This window comes from Vibrio bathopelagicus, from assembly GCF_014879975.1.
Classification (GTDB): domain Bacteria; phylum Pseudomonadota; class Gammaproteobacteria; order Enterobacterales; family Vibrionaceae; genus Vibrio; species Vibrio bathopelagicus.
In genome coordinates, this window is sequence record NZ_CP062500.1 from 3,570,976 (window position 1) to 3,592,605 (window position 21,630).

Genomic DNA, 21,630 nt, shown 5'->3' on the forward strand with positions numbered 1-21,630 from the left:
CAAGAGGGATCACGGTAAGAAATACAGTTGTGATCTGGAGATAGATCTCTAGAAGGATTCTAGTTAGATATCTACTCTTGTTCCCTTCGCAGGTATTAGCCTGATCAGGTTCAACGGATCCCGAGTTAACGGTCTCAGCCATATGGCACTCCGACAAGTTCGATCGAGTATATAAAAACGGCTTGGATAAACCAAGCCGAGTTGTTAACAAATCGTAAGAAAGTTTTAAGACTTTATCAAAAGTTGGAAGCCGATCCATGCTGCTGATATGCTGAGAACCACGTTGAGTAGCACATTGAGTCCCATCTTAAAGAAAGCGCCCTGCTGCATAAGAAGCACGTTATCCATCGAAAATGTAGAAAATGTAGTCAGTGCTCCAAGGAAACCAAGACCGATGATCTGTCTCCATGGTTCTGTCGCAACCATCTCATTCTCGAATGCGGCGATGAGCAAGCCCATAATGAAAGAGCCAATCACGTTAACGGTTAGCGTACCATAAGGAAAACCACGCCCGAGCATCACCACACATAACTCTGAAATCAAATAGCGCGAACAAGCACCAAATGCGCCACCAATGGCAATAAAACCTAAAATAGATAACTGACCCATGAATCCTCCCAAATAACAGTCCCTATATTCTAGCTTTACCGCCGATAAAAGCGAGGGTAGAAACTTAGAATTCATGCGCAAAAATCAAACGTTACAGGTGTCACTTAACTTCAATATATCCCATTAGTCCCGTTTTCATGTGCTCAATTACATGACAGTGGTACATCCAACGTCCTGGGTTGTCTGCAACAAATGCAGCTTTAGCTCGGCCGTTTTTTCCAAGTAACACTGTATCGGTATGGAAAGGTTCTTCAATTTTTTTACCATCAAGTTCCAATACAGTAAATGTATGACCATGAATATGAATCGGGTGATGATATTGAGTGACGTTCTTAAGATCGAATATGTAAGTCTTACCTAACTCTAAAGTCGCCAATGGCTCTGGAATATTGTCTTTGCTCATTCCCTCCCATGCACGCTTATTAGTGAGCCAAAACTTAGGCATGAACTTCCCATCTTTAGATACCGGTGATACCGCACCTTCCCACTCAAACACAAAATCGATCTCTTCTGCGTTGACGAGATCTAAGTTAGGCACAGGATTAAGAGGTAATAACGGAAGTGCTTGGCCTTCTATAAGCGTTGAGCCTACGACCTCAAATTCACACAAGGAAAAAGGAAAACGTCCCTTCATTTGAAGGACATTCACTCGCCCACCCACCTTGGGAGCAATAAGCCCAAGATCGACACGCATACCCGGGCCAATTTTATGTTGAGTCAGCTTATAAGGTGTCTTTACAGGGTTACCATCAATGGCAATGACCCATGCTTCTGCCCCTTCAATAGCAATCGGATAGGTAATCGTGTTATCAACATTCGCGATACGCAGCCTAGTCGTTGCGTGCTGCTTCAATTGATAGATAGGTTCATGTATTCCATTGACGCTACTCCACTCTCCTTGCGTGCCCATACGAGCGCTGAGGCGAGGGATCATCAAGTCTTTCCACTGACCTTGTTTGTCGATATGCCAATGTTTAAGCATCAGAGCATGCTCTTCATCGAACTGAACTGGCGTACTCTCTTCGACAATAATGAGCCCGACCAAGCCCATGCCAAGTTGTTTAACGCTGTTCATGTGTGGGTGATACCAAAATGTGCCAGCATCTGGCGGTGTAAACTCATAAATGAATGTTTCGTCTGGCATGATCGGTGGCTGACTTAAGAAGGGAACTCCATCCATTTCGATAGGAATTCTTAAGCCATGCCAATGAATAGTCGTAGGTTCTGATAGCTTATTGGTAAAACGAATTGTGACCTTTTCACCCTGTCGACACCGAATCGTCGGAGCAGGAATCTGTCCATTAAAGGCTAAAACATTAGTACTAAATCCCTTCACCAACTCAGCGGTTGAAGGTTCAGCAGTTAAGTCATAAACATACTTACCTTGCCCATTAACAGACTGCTTCATAGAACAAGCGGGCAAAACAGTTAGTGCAGATATAGCGAGAGATGATTGAATAAACTTACGACGGAAATATCCATATTTGTTGCCTTTAGTAATAACGACCAAAATGTAACAAAATATTGAGAATAATTCTCATAAAGAAGTGGGGTTGTGCTGTCGATTGTTTATAAAAGAAGTAGAAATAAGTAAGTACTTACATTTTTAAGATTGAGCTTTATTAAAGATAGGAATTATCGGCTAAAAATCGAACAAACAGAAAGCAAAAGGCTCCGCATTTCTGCCGGGACGCGTAGTCTGGAGCCTTAAATTTGGCTGAGTGAGCTGAGACTGTACTCAAAATACTCGACTGGGCTGGCGACATAGATCCCAACATCACTTTCAAAAAGTAACAGGTATAAAAGCCCCAGCATTTCTGCTGAGGCTTTAAATATGGCAGGGGTGGAGAGATTCGAACTCCCAACACGCGGATTTGGAATCCGCTGCTCTGCCAATTGGAGCTACACCCTAAAACTTTATCTTACTTCAGATTCGAAAACCTCGCACTAGGCGAGGTTATCGAATAAGTGGCGGAGTGGACGGGACTCGAACCCGCGACCCCCGGCGTGACAGGCCGGTATTCTAACCAACTGAACTACCACTCCGCAGTGGTCAACTCACTAAGTGAGCGTCCATATCTCCAGGTCGGTCAACCTAAAGATTTAATTTAAAGCCTGGCGATGTCCTACTCTCACATGGGGAAACCCCACACTACCATCGGCGCTATTGTGTTTCACTTCTGAGTTCGGCATGGAATCAGGTGGGTCCACAATGCTATGGTCGCCAAGCAAATTTTAAAATTCGGAAAGCTAATCTAAAAGTGTCTCTTCAAACTCATTCAAGGTCTGTCTTTGAGTCCACAAAACCCCTTGGGTGTTGTATGGTTAAGCCTCACGGGCAATTAGTACAGGTTAGCTCAATGCCTCGCAGCACTTACACACCCTGCCTATCAACGTCGTAGTCTACGACAACCCTTTAGGACGCTTATAGCGCCAGGGAAAACTCATCTCAAGGCTCGCTTCCCGCTTAGATGCTTTCAGCGGTTATCGATTCCGAACTTAGCTACCGGGCAATGCCATTGGCATGACAACCCGAACACCAGAGGTTCGTCCACTCCGGTCCTCTCGTACTAGGAGCAGCCCTTTCAATTTTCCAACGCCCACGGCAGATAGGGACCGAACTGTCTCACGACGTTCTAAACCCAGCTCGCGTACCACTTTAAATGGCGAACAGCCATACCCTTGGGACCGACTTCAGCCCCAGGATGTGATGAGCCGACATCGAGGTGCCAAACACCGCCGTCGATATGAACTCTTGGGCGGTATCAGCCTGTTATCCCCGGAGTACCTTTTATCCGTTGAGCGATGGCCCTTCCATTCAGAACCACCGGATCACTATGACCTGCTTTCGCACCTGCTCGAATTGTCATTCTCGCAGTCAAGCGGGCTTATGCCATTGCACTAACCACACGATGTCCAACCGTGTTTAGCCCACCTTCGTGCTCCTCCGTTACTCTTTGGGAGGAGACCGCCCCAGTCAAACTACCCACCAGGCACTGTCCGTAACCCCGATTCAGGGGCCAACGTTAGAACATCAAAACTACAAGGGTGGTATTTCAAGGACGACTCCACCACATCTAGCGACGCGGTTTCATAGTCTCCCACCTATCCTACACATGTAGGTTCAATGTTCAGTGCCAAGCTGTAGTAAAGGTTCACGGGGTCTTTCCGTCTAGCCGCGGGTACACTGCATCTTCACAGCGATTTCAATTTCACTGAGTCTCGGGTGGAGACAGCGTGGCCATCATTACGCCATTCGTGCAGGTCGGAACTTACCCGACAAGGAATTTCGCTACCTTAGGACCGTTATAGTTACGGCCGCCGTTTACCGGGGCTTCGATCAAGAGCTTCGACCGAAGTCTAACCCCATCAATTAACCTTCCGGCACCGGGCAGGCGTCACACCGTATACGTCATCTTACGATTTTGCACAGTGCTGTGTTTTTAATAAACAGTTGCAGCCACCTGGTATCTGCGACTCTCGTCTGCTCCATCCGCAAGGGACTTCACTGATAAGAGCGTACCTTCTCCCGAAGTTACGGTACCATTTTGCCTAGTTCCTTCACCCGAGTTCTCTCAAGCGCCTTGGTATTCTCTACCCGACCACCTGTGTCGGTTTGGGGTACGATTCCTTACAATCTGAAGCTTAGAGGCTTTTCCTGGAAGCATGGCATCAATGACTTCACTACCGTAGTAGCTCGACATCGTATCTCAGCGTTAAAGAAAGTCCGGATTTACCTAAACTTTCCGCCTACATACTTGAACCTGACAACCGTCGCCAGGCCCACCTAGCCTTCTCCGTCCCCCATCGCAATTGTAAGAAGTACGGGAATATTAACCCGTTTCCCATCGACTACGCCTTTCGGCCTCGCCTTAGAGTCGACTTACCCTGCCCCGATTAACGTTGGACAGGAACCCTTGGTCTTCCGGCGAGGGAGTTTTTCACTCCCTTTATCGTTACTCATGTCAGCATTCGCACTTCTGATACCTCCAGCAGCCCTTACAGACCACCTTCAACGGCTTACAGAACGCTCCCTACCCCACATACCCTAAGGTACGTAGCCGCAGCTTCGGTGTATAGCTTAGCCCCGTTACATCTTCCGCGCAGGCCGACTCGACCAGTGAGCTATTACGCTTTCTTTAAATGATGGCTGCTTCTAAGCCAACATCCTGGCTGTCTGAGCCTTCCCACATCGTTTCCACTTAGCTATACTTTGGGACCTTAGCTGGCGGTCTGGGTTGTTTCTCTCCACGACGGACGTTAGCACCCGCCGTGTGTCTCCCGGATAGTACTTACTGGTATTCGGAGTTTGCAAAGGGTTGGTAAGTCGGGATGACCCCTAGCCTTAACAGTGCTCTACCCCAGTAGTATTCGTCCGAGGCGCTACCTAAATAGCTTTCGGGGAGAACCAGCTATCTCCAGGTTTGATTGGCCTTTCACCCCTAGCCACAAGTCATCCGCTAATTTTTCAACATTAGTCGGTTCGGTCCTCCAGTTGATGTTACTCAACCTTCAACCTGCCCATGGCTAGATCACCTGGTTTCGGGTCTAATCCTAGCAACTGTACGCCCAGTTAAGACTCGGTTTCCTACGGCTCCCCTAAACGGTTAACCTTGCTACTAAAATTAAGTCGCTGACCCATTATACAAAGGTACGCAGTCACACCACGAAGGTGCTCCTACTGCTTGTACGTACACGGTTTCAGGTTCTATTTCACTCCCTCACAGGGGTTCTTTTCGCCTTTCCCTCACGGTACTGGTTCACTATCGGTCAGTCAGTAGTATTTAGCCTTGGAGGATGGTCCCCATATTCAGACAGGATATCACGTGTCCCGCCCTACTCGATTTCACTGATTATGATGTGTCGGTTACGGGGCTATCACCCTTTATTGCGAGACTTTCCAGACTCTTCACCTGCATCATTAAAAGCTTAAGGGCTAATCCAATTTCGCTCGCCGCTACTTTCGGAATCTCGGTTGATTTCTCTTCCTCGGGGTACTTAGATGTTTCAGTTCCCGGTTTGCCTCCTGTTGCTATGTATTCACAACAGGATACGTGCTTATGCACGTGGGTTTCCCATTCAGAAATCCCAGACTCAAAAGGTTATTACTACCTAATCTGGGCTTATCGCAAGTTATTACGTCTTTCATCGCCTCTGACTGCCAAGGCATCCACCGTGTACGCTTAGTCACTTAACCATACAACCCGAAAGGGTCTTAGTGTATGGCAACCAACCGGTTTTTGGTTGTCATCAAGAAGGGTTAATTCTTGATAACTGTTTGCCGGACTCAATTGTGAATCAAATAAATTTGATTCGAATACAAGACACTTGAATGTGTTTGTTGTGTTTATCTAATGAAAGATAAACATTGAGAACTTTTAAATTTGATTTGAATTACTCGTAAGTAATCAAATCAGTCAGCTTCCAAATTGTTAAAGAGCATGAGACTTTAAGAACCAGTGTTCTAAAATTCACATTTTCTAAAGACTCTCAGGGTCAAACACACCAACCAACGACAAAAGAAGTGGTTTGGATATGACTATAACCAAGAATATTTAGAGAATGGTGGGCGATACCGGGCTCGAACCAGTGACCCCTGCTTGTAAGGCAGGTGCTCTCCCAACTGAGCTAATCGCCCACGATAGTTTTAATTCCTTCGCGGAGAAAGAATGGTGGGTCGTGCAGGATTCGAACCTGCGACCAATTGATTAAAAGTCAACTGCTCTACCAACTGAGCTAACGACCCAATGGTATCCCGTAGGGAGTCGAACCCCTGTTACCGCCGTGAAAGGGCGGTGTCCTAGGCCTCTAGACGAACGGGACACTGGATATTGAAGAACTTGGGAGTTCTTCGTCTCTTTTACTTTCTAAACCTAATCAATCTGTGTGGACACTCATCGTAAATATCTTCGTATAAGGAGGTGATCCAGCCCCAGGTTCCCCTAGGGCTACCTTGTTACGACTTCACCCCAGTCATGAACCACAAAGTGGTGAGCGTCCTCCCCGAAAGGTTAAACTACCCACTTCTTTTGCAGCCCACTCCCATGGTGTGACGGGCGGTGTGTACAAGGCCCGGGAACGTATTCACCGTGACATTCTGATTCACGATTACTAGCGATTCCGACTTCATGGAGTCGAGTTGCAGACTCCAATCCGGACTACGACGCACTTTTTGGGATTCGCTCACTATCGCTAGCTTGCTGCCCTCTGTATGCGCCATTGTAGCACGTGTGTAGCCCTACTCGTAAGGGCCATGATGACTTGACGTCGTCCCCACCTTCCTCCGGTTTATCACCGGCAGTCTCCCTGGAGTTCCCGACATTACTCGCTGGCAAACAAGGATAAGGGTTGCGCTCGTTGCGGGACTTAACCCAACATTTCACAACACGAGCTGACGACAGCCATGCAGCACCTGTCTCAGAGTTCCCGAAGGCACACCTGCGTCTCCGCTGGCTTCTCTGGATGTCAAGAGTAGGTAAGGTTCTTCGCGTTGCATCGAATTAAACCACATGCTCCACCGCTTGTGCGGGCCCCGTCAATTCATTTGAGTTTTAATCTTGCGACCGTACTCCCCAGGCGGTCTACTTAACGCGTTAGCTCCGAAAGCCACGGCTCAAGGCCACAACCTCCAAGTAGACATCGTTTACGGCGTGGACTACCAGGGTATCTAATCCTGTTTGCTCCCCACGCTTTCGCATCTGAGTGTCAGTGTCTGTCCAGGGGCCGCCTTCGCCACTGGTATTCCTTCAGATCTCTACGCATTTCACCGCTACACCTGAAATTCTACCCCTCTACAGCACTCTAGTTCACCAGTTTCAAATGCAGTTCCGAGGTTGAGCCCCGGGCTTTCACATCTGACTTAATGAACCACCTGCATGCGCTTTACGCCCAGTAATTCCGATTAACGCTCGCACCCTCCGTATTACCGCGGCTGCTGGCACGGAGTTAGCCGGTGCTTCTTCTGTTGCTAACGTCAAGAGATAGCGCTATTAACACTACCCCTTCCTCACAACTGAAAGTACTTTACAACCCGAAGGCCTTCTTCATACACGCGGCATGGCTGCATCAGGCTTTCGCCCATTGTGCAATATTCCCCACTGCTGCCTCCCGTAGGAGTCTGGACCGTGTCTCAGTTCCAGTGTGGCTGATCATCCTCTCAGACCAGCTAGGATCGTCGCCTTGGTGAGCCATTACCTCACCAACTAGCTAATCCCACCTAGGCATATCTTGACGCGAGAGGTCCGAAGATCCCTCTTTGGCCCGTAGGCATTATGCGGTATTAGCCATCGTTTCCAATGGTTATCCCCACATCAAGGCAATTTCCTAGGCATTACTCACCCGTCCGCCGCTCGACGCCCATTAACGCACCCGAAGGATTGTTAGTGTCGTTTCCGCTCGACTTGCATGTGTTAGGCCTGCCGCCAGCGTTCAATCTGAGCCATGATCAAACTCTTCAATTTAAGATTTTGTGACTCAACGAATACTGACTTCAAAACTACTATGTAATTTTAAAGCTATTACCATTCCAACAGAATGGTAATGAATTGACTGTGCCGATTAACTACAAGTAGTTAAACGTATTGGTCACTCAGTTCATTGAAATCAAGTTTGATTCCGAAGAATCTGTTTTATCTAACGATAAAACGTTTTGATATTCATCAACGAGTGCCCACACAGATTGATAGGTTTAAATTGTTAAAGAGCTTTTCCTTTTTGAGCTTCGCTCAAATCGGACGGCCATTTTAGCGATTTAAGTTTTAGTGTCAACCACTATTTTCAAAACTTTTTCAAGCGCTTAGCTTGGCTAATTTGACCTGCTGATTCGTTTTGGTTTCTTACGAAGCCTTCCTGTTTCAACGAGGTCGCATTATAGAGATTTCGATCACACTGGCAAGCCCTTTTTGAAGTTTTTCTTACTTTTTTGATTGTTCGAGCGTTTTTTGTTCAAAACACCCCATTTTCACTAGTATTCCCCTTAATTAAGGGCTTAAGGTGCCTATATAAAGGAGGACTTATGAGTTCAATACGCAGTTATAAAGGAATATCCCCTCAGATTGGACAAGGTGTCTATATAGATACAAGTTCGGTACTGGTTGGTGATATCAAAATCGGTAACGACTCTAGCGTGTGGCCTTTGGTTGCAGCTCGAGGGGATGTAAACCACATCCATATTGGAGAGAGAACTAATATTCAAGACGGAAGCGTTTTGCACGTCACCCACAAGAATGCAGAAAACCCTGAGGGTTATCCTCTACTAATAGGTAATGATGTCACTATCGGACATAAAGTAATGCTGCATGGTTGCACCATTGAAGATCGTGTACTTGTTGGTATGGGAGCTATCGTGCTTGATGGTGTGATTATTAAAGAAGAAGTGATGATTGGTGCTGGTAGCTTGGTGCCGCCTAATAAAGTACTGGAAAGCGGTTATCTCTATGTAGGAAGCCCAGTAAAACAAGCACGCCCATTAAATGATAAAGAGCGTGCCTTTTTACAGAAGTCAGCTGACAACTATGTTCAAAATAAAAACGACTATCTAGACTCTGTGCTTCCAGTCTAAAGCGCTTTGATCTGAATCCGATTAGAGGAGTCATACTCCTCTTCTTCTATTAACTCTTCCGCTAGCTCTTCAATATCGAAACGTAACTCAGAAAAGATAACTAGAGCTTGATCGCCCTCTTTTATCTCTTTACCTGCCAGTCGTGATAATTCTTTAATAGACATGACACATTCAATCAATGCACCCGACTGCTGTGCTGGGAAGATGATTGATTGATTCTCTTCATCCCAATCTTGGATATCCGGAAATAGGATTGATTGATTCATTTTTTATAAATACCTTGTTACATCTCTAGATTTTTACGCAATTCTCTTAAAATCTGTTTTGTTCCAGGACGAAGGCCCCGCCATAGCATGAAGCTCTCAGCAGCCTGCCCTACCAACATACCCAAACCATCATAAGCAGCGTGAACACCTTTATCTAACGCCCACTGATTAAATACCGTCGTTCCAGATCCGTAAACCATGTCATAAACGGAACTATTCGAATTGAAAATAACATCAGAAACTTCCGGAAGTTGTCCGCTTAGACCAGATGAGGTCGAGTTAATAATGACATCAAAGCCCTCATTAACATCACTCAGTCCCATTCCTTTGATGTTTCCATATGAAGAAAACATCTCAGCCAAAAGTTCAGCCTTTGAACTGGTTCGGTTAGCTATCACCAACTGTTGTGGCTTTTGGTCGAGAAGAGGTTGAATAACACCTCGAGCAGCACCACCAGCGCCAAGCAGAAGAACGCGAGCCCCTTCTAGCATAACTTGATGTTGAAGAAGGTCTTGAACTAAACCCTCACCATCGGTGTTATCACCAATGATCTCTCCATCATCGAGCTTCTTAAGTGTGTTTACAGCACCTGCTAGTTCAGCTCTCTCAGTCAGGCGATTGGCAAACTGATACGCATCTTCTTTAAAAGGTGCTGTGACGTTACATCCTCGACCACCTTCGCTAAAAAAAGCTTTGGCAGCAGTGATGAATTCGCCTTGTTCTGGCTGGAGTGCTGTATAGGTAAGTTGTTGGCTGGTTTGGCGAGCAAATAATGTATGAATGAATGGCGATTTGCTTTGCCCAATAGGGTTACCGAAAACGGCATAACGATCTACTTGCTGTGTCATATCCTTACCTAACAGAAATAAAAAAGGGTCATCTATATAGATGACCCTATCACTATCCCTATAAGGAAGGAAGAACTACCAAACTCGAGGTTTTAGGTAGTCGCTATAAAGCAGAGCTTCTGGTGAGCCCGCTTGTGGTTCGTAACGGTATTCCCAGCGAGCCAATGGCGGCATAGACATCAAGATAGACTCTGTGCGCCCGCCACTTTGCAGGCCAAATAGGGTGCCACGGTCATACACTAAGTTAAATTCAACATAGCGACCACGACGATAAAGTTGGAAGTCACGCTCGCGCTCACCGTAAGACGTCTCTTTGCGTCGTTCTACAATAGGTAGGTACGCCGCGGCATAACCTTCACCAACAGCCTGCATGTAAGCAAAGCTCTTTTCAAAGCCCCACTCGTTAAGATCATCAAAGAACAGGCCACCAACACCACGCGTTTCATCGCGATGAGGCAGATAGAAATACTTATCGCACCACTCTTTGTGTTCTTGATACACGTTATCACCAAATGGCGCACACAGATCTTTAGCTGTTTGATGCCAAGACTGGCAATCTTCATCGAAAGGATAGAATGGCGTTAAATCAAAACCACCACCGAACCACCAAATAGGGTCTTCCCCTTCTTTTTCCGCAATGAAGAATCGAACGTTCGCGTGTGAGGTTGGGATATAAGGGTTTTTAGGATGGATAACTAATGAGACACCCATCGCCTCAAACTTACGCCCGGCTAATTCAGGGCGATGAGCAGTGGCTGAGGCAGGCATTGCCTTACCCGCTACGTGAGAGAAGTTAACCCCACCTTGCTCAAATACCGCGCCGTTGGTCATAACACGAGTTCGACCACCGCCACCAAGACGCTCGCCAGGTTCACGCTGCCATGCATCTTCTTCAAACAGTGCAGTGCCATCAGCTTGCTCAAGCTGCTGGCAAATCGAATCTTGTAGTCTCAGTAAAAACTGTTTTACTGCTTCTTTATCAATTGCTGACATCTTTATTCCTTTGCAGGGTTTAACCCTGTCTTAATATTTTTGACGTTTTTGCATCTCTAATTTCACTTGGCTTCTCACGTCCACCCGTTTGACCTTCTAAAATCGCGACTAAGTGTTGGCCCAACTGTTGTTGGACTTCTTCAGTCGTCATACAAGGCGGCTCACCCGTTAGGTTAGCACTGGTAGAGGTTAACGGCTTACCAAATTCACTACACATTCTTTGAACCAAAGGGTGATCCGTCACTCGTACCGCGATGGAATCGAACTGGCCGCTGACCCAGTCTGTTACTTTGGCGCTGGTTGGCATGATCCAAGTAACCGGGCCCGGCCATGTTGCTTTCACTGTCGCTAACTGCGCTTCAGTCAGTTGGCTTTCGTCAATATAAGGCAACAACTGATCGTAACTTGCGGCTATTAGGATCAACCCTTTTTCCATCGGTCGTTGTTTTAAGTCGAGCAGTTTCTTGATGGCTTGTGGATTATCGGGATCACAACCGACCCCAAAAACGCCTTCGGTCGGGTAAGCAATGACTTCACCTTGCTGTAATGCCTGCAATGTATGTTGAAAGTTATCCACGGGGTGCCTCATTAATTCTGTTGTCGAATTCGCTAAGTGTACAAATTATCATTCACTGTGACTAAAGCTATTTGTTTATAAAATGTATCAATTAACAACTTAGACTGACGCAAACGTTTTCCTCAAGCAATTTTACCCGTATAATGCGCGCAAAATATCTAATCACTAATTAAATCGTACCTGAAGGAGTTTGAGATGACTGTCGGTATTATCATGGGTTCTAAATCTGATTGGCCAACAATGAAGCTAGCTGCAGAAATGTTGGATCAGTTTGGCGTGGCGTACGAAACAAAAGTGGTTTCTGCTCACCGCACACCTCAGTTGCTAGCAGACTACGCAACCAGTGCGAAAGAGCGCGGTATTAAAGTAATTATTGCTGGTGCTGGCGGTGCAGCTCACCTTCCGGGCATGGCGGCTGCTTTCACAAGCGTCCCAGTTCTTGGTGTTCCGGTTCAGTCTAAAGCACTGAAAGGCATGGACTCGCTACTTTCTATCGTACAGATGCCAAAAGGTATCGCGGTAGGTACTCTGGCTATCGGTGAAGCGGGTGCTGCTAACGCTGGTATCCTAGCCGCTCAAATCATTGGTACACACAATGAAGAAGTGATGGCGAGAGTAGAAGCGTTCCGCTCTGAGCAAACAGAAACGGTTCTTGCTAATCCAAACCCTGCTGAGGACTAATTCCCATGCATGTTCTTGTGTTAGGCGCGGGCCAACTTGCTCGCATGATGTCCCTAGCTGGGGCACCGCTGAATATTGAAATTTCTGCTTTTGATGTTGGCAGCAAAAATATTGTTCACCCATTAACGCAAGCGATTCTAGGCAACGGCTTAGAAAATGCGATTGAGCGTGCGGACGTCATTACTGCAGAGTTCGAACACATCCCTCACGATGTACTTGAGGTGTGTGAGCGCAGCGGTAAGTTCTTACCGACAACAGAAGCAATCAAAGCTGGCGGTGACCGTCGTCTTGAAAAAGCCCTGTTAGACAAAGCAAACGTGAAAAATGCTAAGTACTACGTGATTAACTCTCGCGAAGACTTTGACGCTGCAATTGCTCACGTAGGCTTACCAATGGTATTGAAGAGCACACTTGGCGGCTACGATGGCAAAGGTCAATGGCGGTTAAAGACATTAGACAATGTTGACACGACTTGGGCAGAAATGGCTGAGTGCATTGCCGCAACAGACAACCAAGCGATAGTGGCTGAAGAGTTCGTTCCGTTTGACCGTGAAGTATCACTTGTTGGTGCTCGTGGCGCTAATGGCGAAATCCAAGTGTACCCACTGGCTGAAAATGTTCACACCGACGGCGTGTTGAGCTTATCGACAGCGATTGATGACATTGAACTGCAAGAGCAAGCGAAAACCATGTTCACTGCCATTGCTGATCGCTTAGATTACGTTGGTGTGCTAGCACTTGAGTTCTTTGATGTTCAAGGTTCACTACTGGTTAATGAGATTGCACCACGTGTTCATAACTCAGGCCACTGGACGCAACAAGGCGCTGAGACTTGTCAGTTTGAGAATCATCTACGTGCCGTATGTGGCATGCCACTAGGCAGCACTAAACTGATTCGTCCAACCGCAATGATCAACATCCTTGGTGAAGATACCCTACCTGACGCAATTCTTGCTCAAGGCGGCTGTCATGTTCATTGGTATGGTAAAGAGAAACGTGCGGGTCGTAAGATGGGTCACATCAACGTGAGCGCTGACTACAACGCAGAACTGCAAAGAACGTTATGCTCATTGGCAGAGATTCTCGACAAACAAGCCTACCCTGCTGTGCATGAGTTTGCTGAGCAGATGAAGTAAGTCTATATTGCTTGATGAATATAGAACGTTTATTGGATATAGAAACGGCGCTCATTGAGCGCCGTTTTTTATTTCTGATCATTCACTTACTGTGATTAGTATGACTACTGAGATTGAATGTGATGACACTTGCGATCAGCACATTGCTTCTTGGTGCCACTGGCTGTTTTCTTCTCAAGTAATAAAGGGAACTGGCACTCTTCACAACGGCCTATAACAGGTGGCTGGTTAACGGCGAACTTACACTTAGGGTAGTTATCGCACGCATAAAAGGTTTTGCCATAGCGAGATTTACGCTCAACCAAATGGCCTCTGCCACACTCAGGGCAAGCAACAAGTGGTTGCTCTTCAGGTTGTTCTTTTGGTTGGTCCAAAGACTCGATGTGATTACACGTTGGGTAGCTGCTACAACCAATGAACATCCCAAAGCGGCCTTGCCTTAATACCAATTCGTTTTGGCATTTAGGACAAGGCACACCCAGCTCTTTCACCACGTGTCCATCGTTTTGATGCAACGGCTTGATGTAATCACAACTCGGATACTGCTTACAGCCTAAAAATGGACCGTGCTTACCATGGCGAAGCTGAAGCTCTCCACCACACTGTGGACATGGTTCATGCTCTAATGCATGTTCATGTGCTGAAAAAAGCTGATTATCAATCTTACTACTCATGACAAGCCTGTGTTAATGCAAGATACCTTGCTCTTTGGTGTACAACAGCTCTTCCATTTGCGTGTAAGCACTTTCATTACCCGGCACATTAAATAGCACCATTAAGATAATCCATTTCAGATCATCTAATTCAAATTCGTTGGTCTCAAGCCCCATCACACGATCAATCACCATTTCACGAATCTCTGTCGTGAGTACGTTGATCTGCTCAAGAAACAGTAAGAAACCTCGACACTCCATATTAATACGTGAAATCTCTCGACTGGTATAAATACGCATCGAGGTATTGGAACACACACTAATCGCCGCTTGGTTCTCGGTATCTTGCAATGCCGCAAGATCTTCTAACCAATGGAGGGCCTTATAAATATCATCTTGGTGAAACCCTGCTCGAAGAAGCTCATCTTCCAGCTCATCTTGATCCACCTGCAATTCAGAATCGCTATGGATGTAGGTTTCAAACAAGTACATCAGTATGTCCATCATCATAGCTTAGCCTCTCCCCTTTCGAATATAGCCACCGGAAACTGCAACAACATGCCCTGAGAGCTCAAGCTCTAAAAGCTGCATCATGACCTCATGCACAGGTATATGGGTTCTCTGTGCCAAAATATCAACGGGTGTCGCCTCTAATCCTACGTTAGCTAACAGCTGTGGAAATGGCAATTGCTCATTTTCACCCTTATTCGGCGTAGGCTCGAACAAACTGGGCTGCTGATCTATAGACCAGTCTAACAGACTCTTTATTTCAATCAGAACATCTTGAGCATTTTGCACCAAACATGCACCAGATTTAATTAAGCTGTTACCTCCGCGACTGGTTGGACTATGAATTGAGCCAGGAAGTGCAAACACCTCTCGGCCTTGCTCCATGGCATAGCGAGCCGTAATCAAAGAGCCACTCTTCTCAGCCGCTTCAACCACTAAGGTTCCTAGCGACAAGCCACTAATAATACGATTACGTCGGGGGAAATGTTCAGGTCTTGGTTTAGCACTTGGTCGAAACTCTGAAATTAGCGCACCATTCTCACAAATTCTATCGGCTAAGTTTCTATGCCGCGCAGGGTAAATGGAATCTAAGCCAGAGCCCAACACTGCGAAGGTCTCCCCTCCTTTATCCAAAGCACCATCATGAGCATAGCCATCAATGCCTAACGCTAAACCACTCGTGACGATCAAGCCATTTTGTACAAACTCTTTAGCGAAGGACTTCGCTGTCTGTAGTCCTTCGAGACTGGCATTACGACTGCCAACCATAGCGATTTGAGGCTCAATCAGTTTTTCAACATGACCTTTAACGAAAAGAGCACTTGGCGCAGAAGCTGTCTCGTTCAGCAGTTTGGGATAATGTGGGCAGTTAGGGGTAATGATGTGATGGTTGGGCTGCCTTGCTTGCCACGCTAAGCAAGCCTCCACTTCTCTTGGGGCTTGCTCTCTTAGATAGGAAATTTGCTTGGCAGACAAACCAAGTGCTTGTAGCTGCTGACTTGAGTAGCCAACAATATTAGAAGGAGGATCAATACTCAGCAAACGAGAAAGGCGCTTGCTACCCAATTGCGGAACAAAACTTAGAGTTAGCCAGGCGCTCAGTTGCTGCTCATTCACTCGGCGTCCTTAACCTCTTCCGTCAAAGCAAGGTCCAAAGGTGATACCGCAAGAATGTCATTACTAACCGGCTTAGAGCTCTGAGTGATCAACGCGAGGCTAAAATGCTCATAAGGGCGAATGACCATCAAACTACCGAATGAGGTACTTGGCAACTGCACCTTATCGCTCGCCGCTGACTCTTTATAGCTATATTCACCCTGCTTACCAAACACCACCGCGCCGCTTTCGCTGAGGGTAAACATAGAGCCTTGGCGAAGATTATCCTGTGAGCCTTTGTTAATAACCACGACCTGATTCTTTACGCTGTATTGGCTCCCATCTAATGAACCCAAGATATTAGCAAACTGACCTACAGCACTAGGCGCTGGATAAAATGTGGTTGATAGGTTTACCTGATCAACGCCAAGTTCCGGCAACACTAGATCGTTAAGTAACACCTCTTGCAGTTGAGTCTCTATCTGCAAGCTACTGAACTCAGCATCCACCTCTTTGAGGTGTGCCGTAGCGACCAAACGCAAAGAGGTCATACTCGCTTGAGGTTGCTGTCGTTGGTAAGTTTCGACAGAACGGTAAATACCCCATTTTTGATGTTGTTGGTTGCCCGAGATAAATAGTCGGTCTTCACCCGATAAGAAGCGTTTGCCATCACTGGTTCCTAATACCCGTTGCGCCGACTCGATATCTTGCTGCTCTACCAAGCGATCAGATTGTAAATACGGCAGAACTAGCCCTTCATTCACGGTAGGTACTGCTTTCTTTTCTGATACACGAATCTTAGGGCTTAGCTTGATGACGGGTTTAAGGCTCAATACAGGCTCGCCATTAATCCAAACCAGAGACAATTTATCTCCGGGGTAAATAAGATGAGGGTTTTCTATCTCAGGGTTTACCTGCCACAACCTTGGCCACAACCACGGGCTATCGAGATACATCGCGGAGATATCCCACAAGGTATCGCCCTTAACCACCACATACGCCTCGGGTGCACCCTGTTTAATGGTTAAAGGTTGAGCACTATTTTCAGCCGTAGCGGCAAACGAAATCGAGGCACAAATAAGAGATAAAGCGGGGAAAAAATGACGCATGACCTAGGTTCCTTGGTCTGAATATATGACATCTGATTAGAGAATTACCTTCAGGATGCTGTCATTTGACCTCTAAAATGTCTAGAATTGAGCCAACAAGGTTTAAGCTGTTTCGGCACAGTTCAATATTTCGAGTGTATATGTCTGTATTACAAGTATTAACATTACCAGATGATCGTCTACGTACCGTGGCGAAACCGGTAAAAGAAGTTACCCCAGAGATTCAAAAGTTCGTTGATGACATGATTGAAACCATGTACGACGAAGAAGGTATCGGCCTTGCGGCAACGCAAGTAGATTTCCACCAGCGCATCGTTGTTATCGATATTTCAGAAACACGTGACGAGCCTATGGTTCTGATCAACCCTGAAATTACTGACAAACGTGGCGAAGATGGTATCGAAGAAGGCTGTCTATCTGTACCAGGCGCTCGAGCTCTAGTACCTCGCGCTGCAGAAGTAACGGTTAAAGCATTAGACCGTGAAGGCAACGAATTCACATTCGACGCTGACGACCTTCTGGCTATCTGTGTTCAGCACGAACTTGACCATCTAGAAGGCAAGTTGTTTGTTGATTACCTATCGCCACTAAAGCGCAAACGTATTCAAGATAAGCTAGCGAAGATTAAACGTTTCAACGAGAAACAAGGTTAATAACCGCTGCTATTACTAAATTAAGAAGGAAGTCTACCTTGAGTCAATCTTTGAGAATTGTCTTCGCAGGTACTCCGGATTTCGCCGCCCGTCATTTGGCGGCGTTGTTGTCTTCGGAGCATGAAGTTATTGCTGTTTACACACAGCCAGATCGTCCAGCAGGCCGCGGTAAAAAACTGACTGCGAGCCCAGTAAAAAACATCGCACTTGAAAACAATATTCCGGTTTACCAACCAGAAAATTTCAAGTCAGATGAAGCTAAGCAAGAGCTAGCAGATTTGAATGCTGACATCATGGTTGTTGTCGCTTACGGCTTGCTTCTTCCACAAGCGGTATTAGATACGCCTCGCTTGGGTTGTATTAACGTGCATGGTTCTATCCTACCGCGCTGGCGTGGTGCTGCTCCGATCCAACGCTCTATCTGGGCGGGCGATAAAGAGACTGGCGTGACGATCATGCAGATGGATATCGGCCTAGATACTGGTGATATGCTCAGCATCACAACGCTACCAATCGAAGCAACAGACACCAGCGCGTCAATGTACGAGAAGTTAGCTGGCCTTGGTCCTAATGCTCTTGTTGAGTGTTTAGCTGACATCGCTTCTGATAAAGCCGTTGCTGAGAAGCAAGACGACGAACTTGCCAACTACGCGAAGAAGCTAAGCAAAGAAGAAGCGAAAATTGATTGGAATGACAGTGCAGAACACATAGAACGTTGTGTGCGCGCTTTCAACCCATGGCCAATGAGTCACTTTGCAGTTGTTGATAGCAGCTCTAATGATGAAAAAAGCATTAAAGTTTGGCAGACACGTGTTGATGAAGAATCAGCATCTGCGCCAGCTGGCTCAATCATCAAAGCAGATAAGACTGGTATTTATGTTGCGACTGGCGACAAAGTACTAGTATTGGAACAGCTACAAGTTCCAGGTAAAAAAGCCATGTCAGTTCAGGACATCTTGAACTCACGTGCAAGCTGGTTTGAAGTTGGTACTCAACTCTCTTAACCGCTTTAAAGCTACTCAATATGTACTTCAAAATGTGTAGCTTATAAAAACACAGTTTAGAAAACCTTTACGAGGGCAGAGATGCCCTCATGTATTCAAATAAATATTCGGTACCCCTCATGAATGTTCGCGCTGCTGCTGCAAATGTCCTATTCCAAGTTGTCGACAAAGGCCACTCTCTTTCACACGCTCTCCCTGCGGCTCAAAAAACGATCCGTCCGCGAGACCATGCTCTACTGCAAGAGATTTGCTACGGCGCACTTCGTTACCTGCCTCGCTTAGAGTCAATCGCTAACGAACTGATGGAAAACTCGCTTAAAGGTAAAAAGCGCGTCTTCCACCATCTGATCTTAGTAGGCATTTACCAGTTGAGCTTTATGCGCATTCCTTCGCATGCTGCTGTTGCTGAAACTGTTGAAGCAACCAAAACACTGCGCGGCCCAAGCCTCAGTGGTTTGATCAATGCAGTGCTTCGCAGCTATCTGCGCGATCAAGAAGAGCTAGATGAGAAAGCAGTTAGCCACAATGCGGGCAAATACAGTCATCCAAGCTGGATCCTAAAAATGCTTCAAGAAAGCTACCCAGATCAATGGGAGCAATTGGTTGAAGCAAACAACAGCAAGGCACCAATGTGGCTGCGTGTAAACCGCCAACACCACACTCGTGACGAGTATGTTGAACTGCTTAAAAACGAAAACATTGAATACACACTGCACCCTGAAGCGGCTGATGCCATAAAATTAGCGTCACCTTGTGATGTTACTTTGCTTCCTGGTTTCGACCGAGGCTGGGTATCAGTACAAGACGCTGCAGCTCAACTTTCTGTTGATTACCTAACACCAAAAGATGGTGAGCTAATCCTTGATTGCTGTGCTGCTCCTGGCGGTAAAACTGCGCACATTCTTGAACATACTCAAGACACTGAAGTGGTTGCGATTGACAGTGATATTAAACGCCTAGACCGTGTTTACGATAACCTTGAACGCCTACAACTACGTGCCGACGTAATCTGTGGTGATGCTCGCTACCCTGAAGAGTGGTGGACGGGCAGTCAGTTCGACCGCATCCTACTTGATGCTCCGTGTTCAGCGACTGGTGTAATTCGCCGTCACCCTGACATTAAGTGGCTACGCCGTGCATCTGATATCGATGCACTAGCAGAGCTACAAAGCGAGATCTTGGATGCAATGTGGCGCCAGCTAAAAGAAGGTGGCACCATGGTTTATGCGACATGCTCTATCACACCACAAGAAAACGTGCTGCAAGTGAAAGCATTCCTAGAGCGTACCGAGAACGCAACGCTGGTTGGGTCTGATATCGAGAAACCGGGTCGTCAAATACTGCCTGGTGAAGAAGATATGGATGGCTTCTACTACGCAGTTCTAGTAAAACAGGCATAACAACTAACAGCGGCTAAGAATTTATTTCTTAGCCGCTGTTTCTTTCTAGTGCTTTATCAAAGCGAAATGAGATCACTAGAATTACAACGGCAAAAAATAAGAGAAAGGCTATGAAGATCATTATTCTAGGTGCTGGACAAGTTGGCGGTACCCTTGCTGAAAACCTAGTAGGTGAAAACAATGACATCACGATCGTCGACCGTAATGCCGACAGACTGCGTGAACTTCAAGACAAATATGACCTTAGGGTTGTAAACGGTTATGCCAGCCACCCGAACACACTACGTGAAGCGGGCGCGCAAGATGCCGATATGTTGGTTGCCGTAACCAACATGGATGAAACCAACATGGCCGCATGTCAGGTTGCCTTCTCTCTGTTTAACACACCGAACCGTATTGCCCGAATCCGCTCTCCACAGTATTTAGAAGAGAAAGAAGCACTCTTCAAATCAGGTGCGATTCCGGTCGATCATTTAATTGCGCCAGAAGAACTCGTCACTAGCTACATCGAACGTTTGATCCAATACCCAGGCGCATTGCAGGTTGTTAGCTTTGCAGAGCAGAAAGTAAGCCTAGTTGCAGTAAAAGCCTACTACGGTGGCCCACTGGTTGGTAACGCACTATCTGCTTTGCGTGAACACATGCCTCACATCGATACACGTGTTGCTGCTATTTTCCGTCAAGGTCGCCCTATTCGCCCACAAGGCACTACCATCATTGAAGCCGATGATGAAGTTTTCTTCGTCGCAGCAAGTAACCACATCCGCTCAGTAATGAGTGAGCTGCAACGCCTAGAGAAACCGTACCGCCGCATCATGATTGTCGGTGGTGGTAACATTGGTGCAAGCTTGGCAAAACGCCTAGAGCAGAGTTATAGCATCAAGCTTATTGAGCGCAGCTACACTCGCGCCGAGAAGCTATCTGAAGAATTAGAAAACACCATCGTATTCTGTGGTGATGCAGCCGACCAAGAACTACTAACCGAAGAGAACATCGATCAGGTGGATGTGTTTATTGCACTAACCAATGAAGATGAAACCAACATCATGTCAGCGATGCTGGCTAAGCGAATGGGTGCCAAGAAAGTAATGGTACTGATTCAGCGTGGTGCTTACGTCGATCTTGTTCAGGGTGGTGTGATTGATATTGCGATATCTCCACAGCAAGCGACCATTTCTGCGCTACTTACTCACGTTCGTCGTGCTGATATTGTTAACGTATCATCTCTACGTCGCGGTGCTGCAGAGGCGATTGAAGCCATTGCTCACGGTGACGAAACCACCTCTAAGGTTGTTGGCCGAGCAATTGGCGACATAAAACTGCCACCGGGTACCACCATTGGTGCGATTGTTCGCGGAGAAGAAGTACTTATCGCACACGATAGAACCGTAATCGAACAGGACGATCACGTAGTGATGTTCCTAGTGGACAAGAAATACGTACCTGATGTTGAGTCTCTATTCCAACCGAGCCCCTTCTTCTTATAGCCTTGTTCTCGTAAGTTTCTTCTCACAACCTTCTTCTTGTGAAAACGAC

At 46.5% G+C, this 21,630-nt stretch carries 17 protein-coding genes, 5 tRNA genes, 3 rRNA genes and 1 riboswitch; of the genes, 7 read left to right on the forward strand and 18 right to left on the reverse strand.

The genetic code is table 11. The annotated features are described in order from the left end of the window. Positions 1-64: 64 nt before the first annotated feature. Positions 65-163: riboswitch (TPP riboswitch) on the reverse strand. 62 nt (positions 164-225) lie between these two features. The 10 genes from crcB to IHV80_RS16065 form a co-directional block, all read right to left on the reverse strand. Then, positions 226-609: a fluoride efflux transporter CrcB gene (gene crcB, locus IHV80_RS16020; RefSeq protein WP_029405270.1), complete on the reverse strand. Its 384-nt coding sequence runs from the start codon at positions 607-609 to the stop codon at positions 226-228. Between the two features lie 100 nt (positions 610-709). Beyond that, positions 710-2,110, reverse strand: a complete 1,401-nt coding sequence (locus IHV80_RS16025; RefSeq protein WP_192890782.1) for a multicopper oxidase family protein — start codon at positions 2,108-2,110, stop codon at positions 710-712. Positions 2,111-2,444: 334 nt separating this feature from the next. Continuing rightward, positions 2,445-2,520: transfer RNA gene (locus tag IHV80_RS16030), tRNA-Trp, on the reverse strand. A gap of 58 nt (positions 2,521-2,578) precedes the next feature. Beyond that, positions 2,579-2,655: transfer RNA gene (locus IHV80_RS16035), tRNA-Asp, on the reverse strand. A 67-nt stretch (positions 2,656-2,722) separates the two neighbouring features. Then, positions 2,723-2,838 (reverse strand): 5S ribosomal RNA (rrf, locus tag IHV80_RS16040). A gap of 92 nt (positions 2,839-2,930) precedes the next feature. Continuing rightward, positions 2,931-5,806 (reverse strand): 23S ribosomal RNA (locus IHV80_RS16045). A gap of 366 nt (positions 5,807-6,172) precedes the next feature. Beyond that, positions 6,173-6,247, reverse strand: a tRNA-Val gene (locus tag IHV80_RS16050). 32 nt (positions 6,248-6,279) lie between these two features. Further along, positions 6,280-6,355: transfer RNA gene (locus IHV80_RS16055), tRNA-Lys, on the reverse strand. Positions 6,356-6,357: 2 nt separating this feature from the next. Beyond that, a tRNA-Glu gene (locus IHV80_RS16060) sits at positions 6,358-6,432 on the reverse strand. Between the two features lie 91 nt (positions 6,433-6,523). After that, positions 6,524-8,069: ribosomal RNA gene (locus IHV80_RS16065) — 16S ribosomal RNA — on the reverse strand. The 16S, 23S and 5S rRNA genes sit together here with 5 tRNA genes alongside, the layout of an rRNA operon. Before the next feature lie 554 nt (positions 8,070-8,623). Here IHV80_RS16065 and IHV80_RS16070 point away from each other — a divergent pair. After that, entirely contained in the window at positions 8,624-9,169 is a 546-nt protein-coding gene (locus IHV80_RS16070; RefSeq protein WP_192889626.1) for a gamma carbonic anhydrase family protein, read from the forward strand. On the opposite strand, the gene IHV80_RS16075 is transcribed toward IHV80_RS16070, so the two are convergent. The 4 genes from IHV80_RS16075 to IHV80_RS16090 all read right to left on the reverse strand — a co-directional run bounded on the left by IHV80_RS16075 (position 9,166) and on the right by IHV80_RS16090 (position 11,853). Beyond that, a complete protein-coding gene (locus IHV80_RS16075; protein WP_192889627.1) occupies positions 9,166-9,435 on the reverse strand; it encodes a DUF1488 family protein in 270 nt (89 codons plus the stop codon). The two genes, IHV80_RS16070 and IHV80_RS16075, sit on opposite strands and share 4 nt — an antisense overlap. Positions 9,436-9,452: 17 nt before the next feature. Further along, positions 9,453-10,283: a shikimate dehydrogenase gene (aroE, locus tag IHV80_RS16080; protein WP_192889628.1), complete on the reverse strand. Its 831-nt coding sequence runs from the start codon at positions 10,281-10,283 to the stop codon at positions 9,453-9,455. 75 nt (positions 10,284-10,358) lie between these two features. After that, entirely contained in the window at positions 10,359-11,276 is a 918-nt protein-coding gene (hemF, locus tag IHV80_RS16085) for an oxygen-dependent coproporphyrinogen oxidase (RefSeq protein WP_192889629.1), read from the reverse strand. A gap of 19 nt (positions 11,277-11,295) precedes the next feature. Beyond that, a complete protein-coding gene (locus IHV80_RS16090) occupies positions 11,296-11,853 on the reverse strand; it encodes an L-threonylcarbamoyladenylate synthase (RefSeq protein WP_192889630.1) in 558 nt (185 codons plus the stop codon). A gap of 195 nt (positions 11,854-12,048) precedes the next feature. Here IHV80_RS16090 and purE point away from each other — a divergent pair, with 195 nt between their 5' ends. Then, entirely contained in the window at positions 12,049-12,534 is a 486-nt protein-coding gene (gene purE, locus IHV80_RS16095) for a 5-(carboxyamino)imidazole ribonucleotide mutase (RefSeq protein WP_192889631.1), read from the forward strand. Positions 12,535-12,539: 5 nt separating this feature from the next. Next, positions 12,540-13,670 (forward strand): 5-(carboxyamino)imidazole ribonucleotide synthase, encoded by a 1,131-nt coding sequence (locus IHV80_RS16100; RefSeq protein WP_192889632.1) that lies wholly within the window; start codon positions 12,540-12,542, stop codon positions 13,668-13,670. Positions 13,671-13,774: 104 nt separating this feature from the next. Here the strand turns inward: IHV80_RS16100 and IHV80_RS16105 are convergent, their stop codons facing one another. The 4 genes from IHV80_RS16105 to IHV80_RS16120 are packed head-to-tail and all read right to left on the reverse strand — an operon-like array spanning position 13,775 to position 17,037. Then, entirely contained in the window at positions 13,775-14,344 is a 570-nt protein-coding gene (locus tag IHV80_RS16105) for a DNA topoisomerase family protein (RefSeq protein ID WP_004735775.1), read from the reverse strand. A 12-nt stretch (positions 14,345-14,356) separates the two neighbouring features. Then, complete coding sequence (locus IHV80_RS16110; RefSeq protein WP_009848094.1) at positions 14,357-14,833, reverse strand: DUF494 family protein; 477 nt, start codon at positions 14,831-14,833, stop codon at positions 14,357-14,359. Positions 14,834-14,836: 3 nt separating this feature from the next. After that, positions 14,837-15,949 (reverse strand): DNA-processing protein DprA, encoded by a 1,113-nt coding sequence (gene dprA, locus IHV80_RS16115; protein ID WP_192889633.1) that lies wholly within the window; start codon positions 15,947-15,949, stop codon positions 14,837-14,839. Then, positions 15,946-17,037, reverse strand: a complete 1,092-nt coding sequence (locus IHV80_RS16120; protein ID WP_192889634.1) for a LysM peptidoglycan-binding domain-containing protein — start codon at positions 17,035-17,037, stop codon at positions 15,946-15,948. The genes dprA and IHV80_RS16120 overlap by 4 nt, the downstream gene beginning before the upstream one ends. 140 nt (positions 17,038-17,177) lie before the next feature. Here IHV80_RS16120 and def point away from each other — a divergent pair, with 140 nt between their 5' ends. The 4 genes from def to trkA all read left to right on the forward strand — a co-directional run bounded on the left by def (position 17,178) and on the right by trkA (position 21,581). Then, positions 17,178-17,690: a peptide deformylase gene (def, locus tag IHV80_RS16125; RefSeq protein ID WP_004735769.1), complete on the forward strand. Its 513-nt coding sequence runs from the start codon at positions 17,178-17,180 to the stop codon at positions 17,688-17,690. Positions 17,691-17,728: 38 nt separating this feature from the next. Further along, positions 17,729-18,694 carry a methionyl-tRNA formyltransferase gene (gene fmt, locus IHV80_RS16130; RefSeq protein WP_192889635.1) on the forward strand — a complete coding sequence of 322 codons (966 nt, stop codon included), beginning with the start codon at positions 17,729-17,731 and terminating at the stop codon, positions 18,692-18,694. Between the two features lie 119 nt (positions 18,695-18,813). After that, entirely contained in the window at positions 18,814-20,094 is a 1,281-nt protein-coding gene (gene rsmB / locus IHV80_RS16135; protein ID WP_017099685.1) for a 16S rRNA (cytosine(967)-C(5))-methyltransferase RsmB, read from the forward strand. A gap of 110 nt (positions 20,095-20,204) precedes the next feature. After that, complete coding sequence (gene trkA, locus IHV80_RS16140; protein WP_004735766.1) at positions 20,205-21,581, forward strand: Trk system potassium transporter TrkA; 1,377 nt, start codon at positions 20,205-20,207, stop codon at positions 21,579-21,581. The last annotated feature ends 49 nt before the right edge of the window (positions 21,582-21,630 follow it).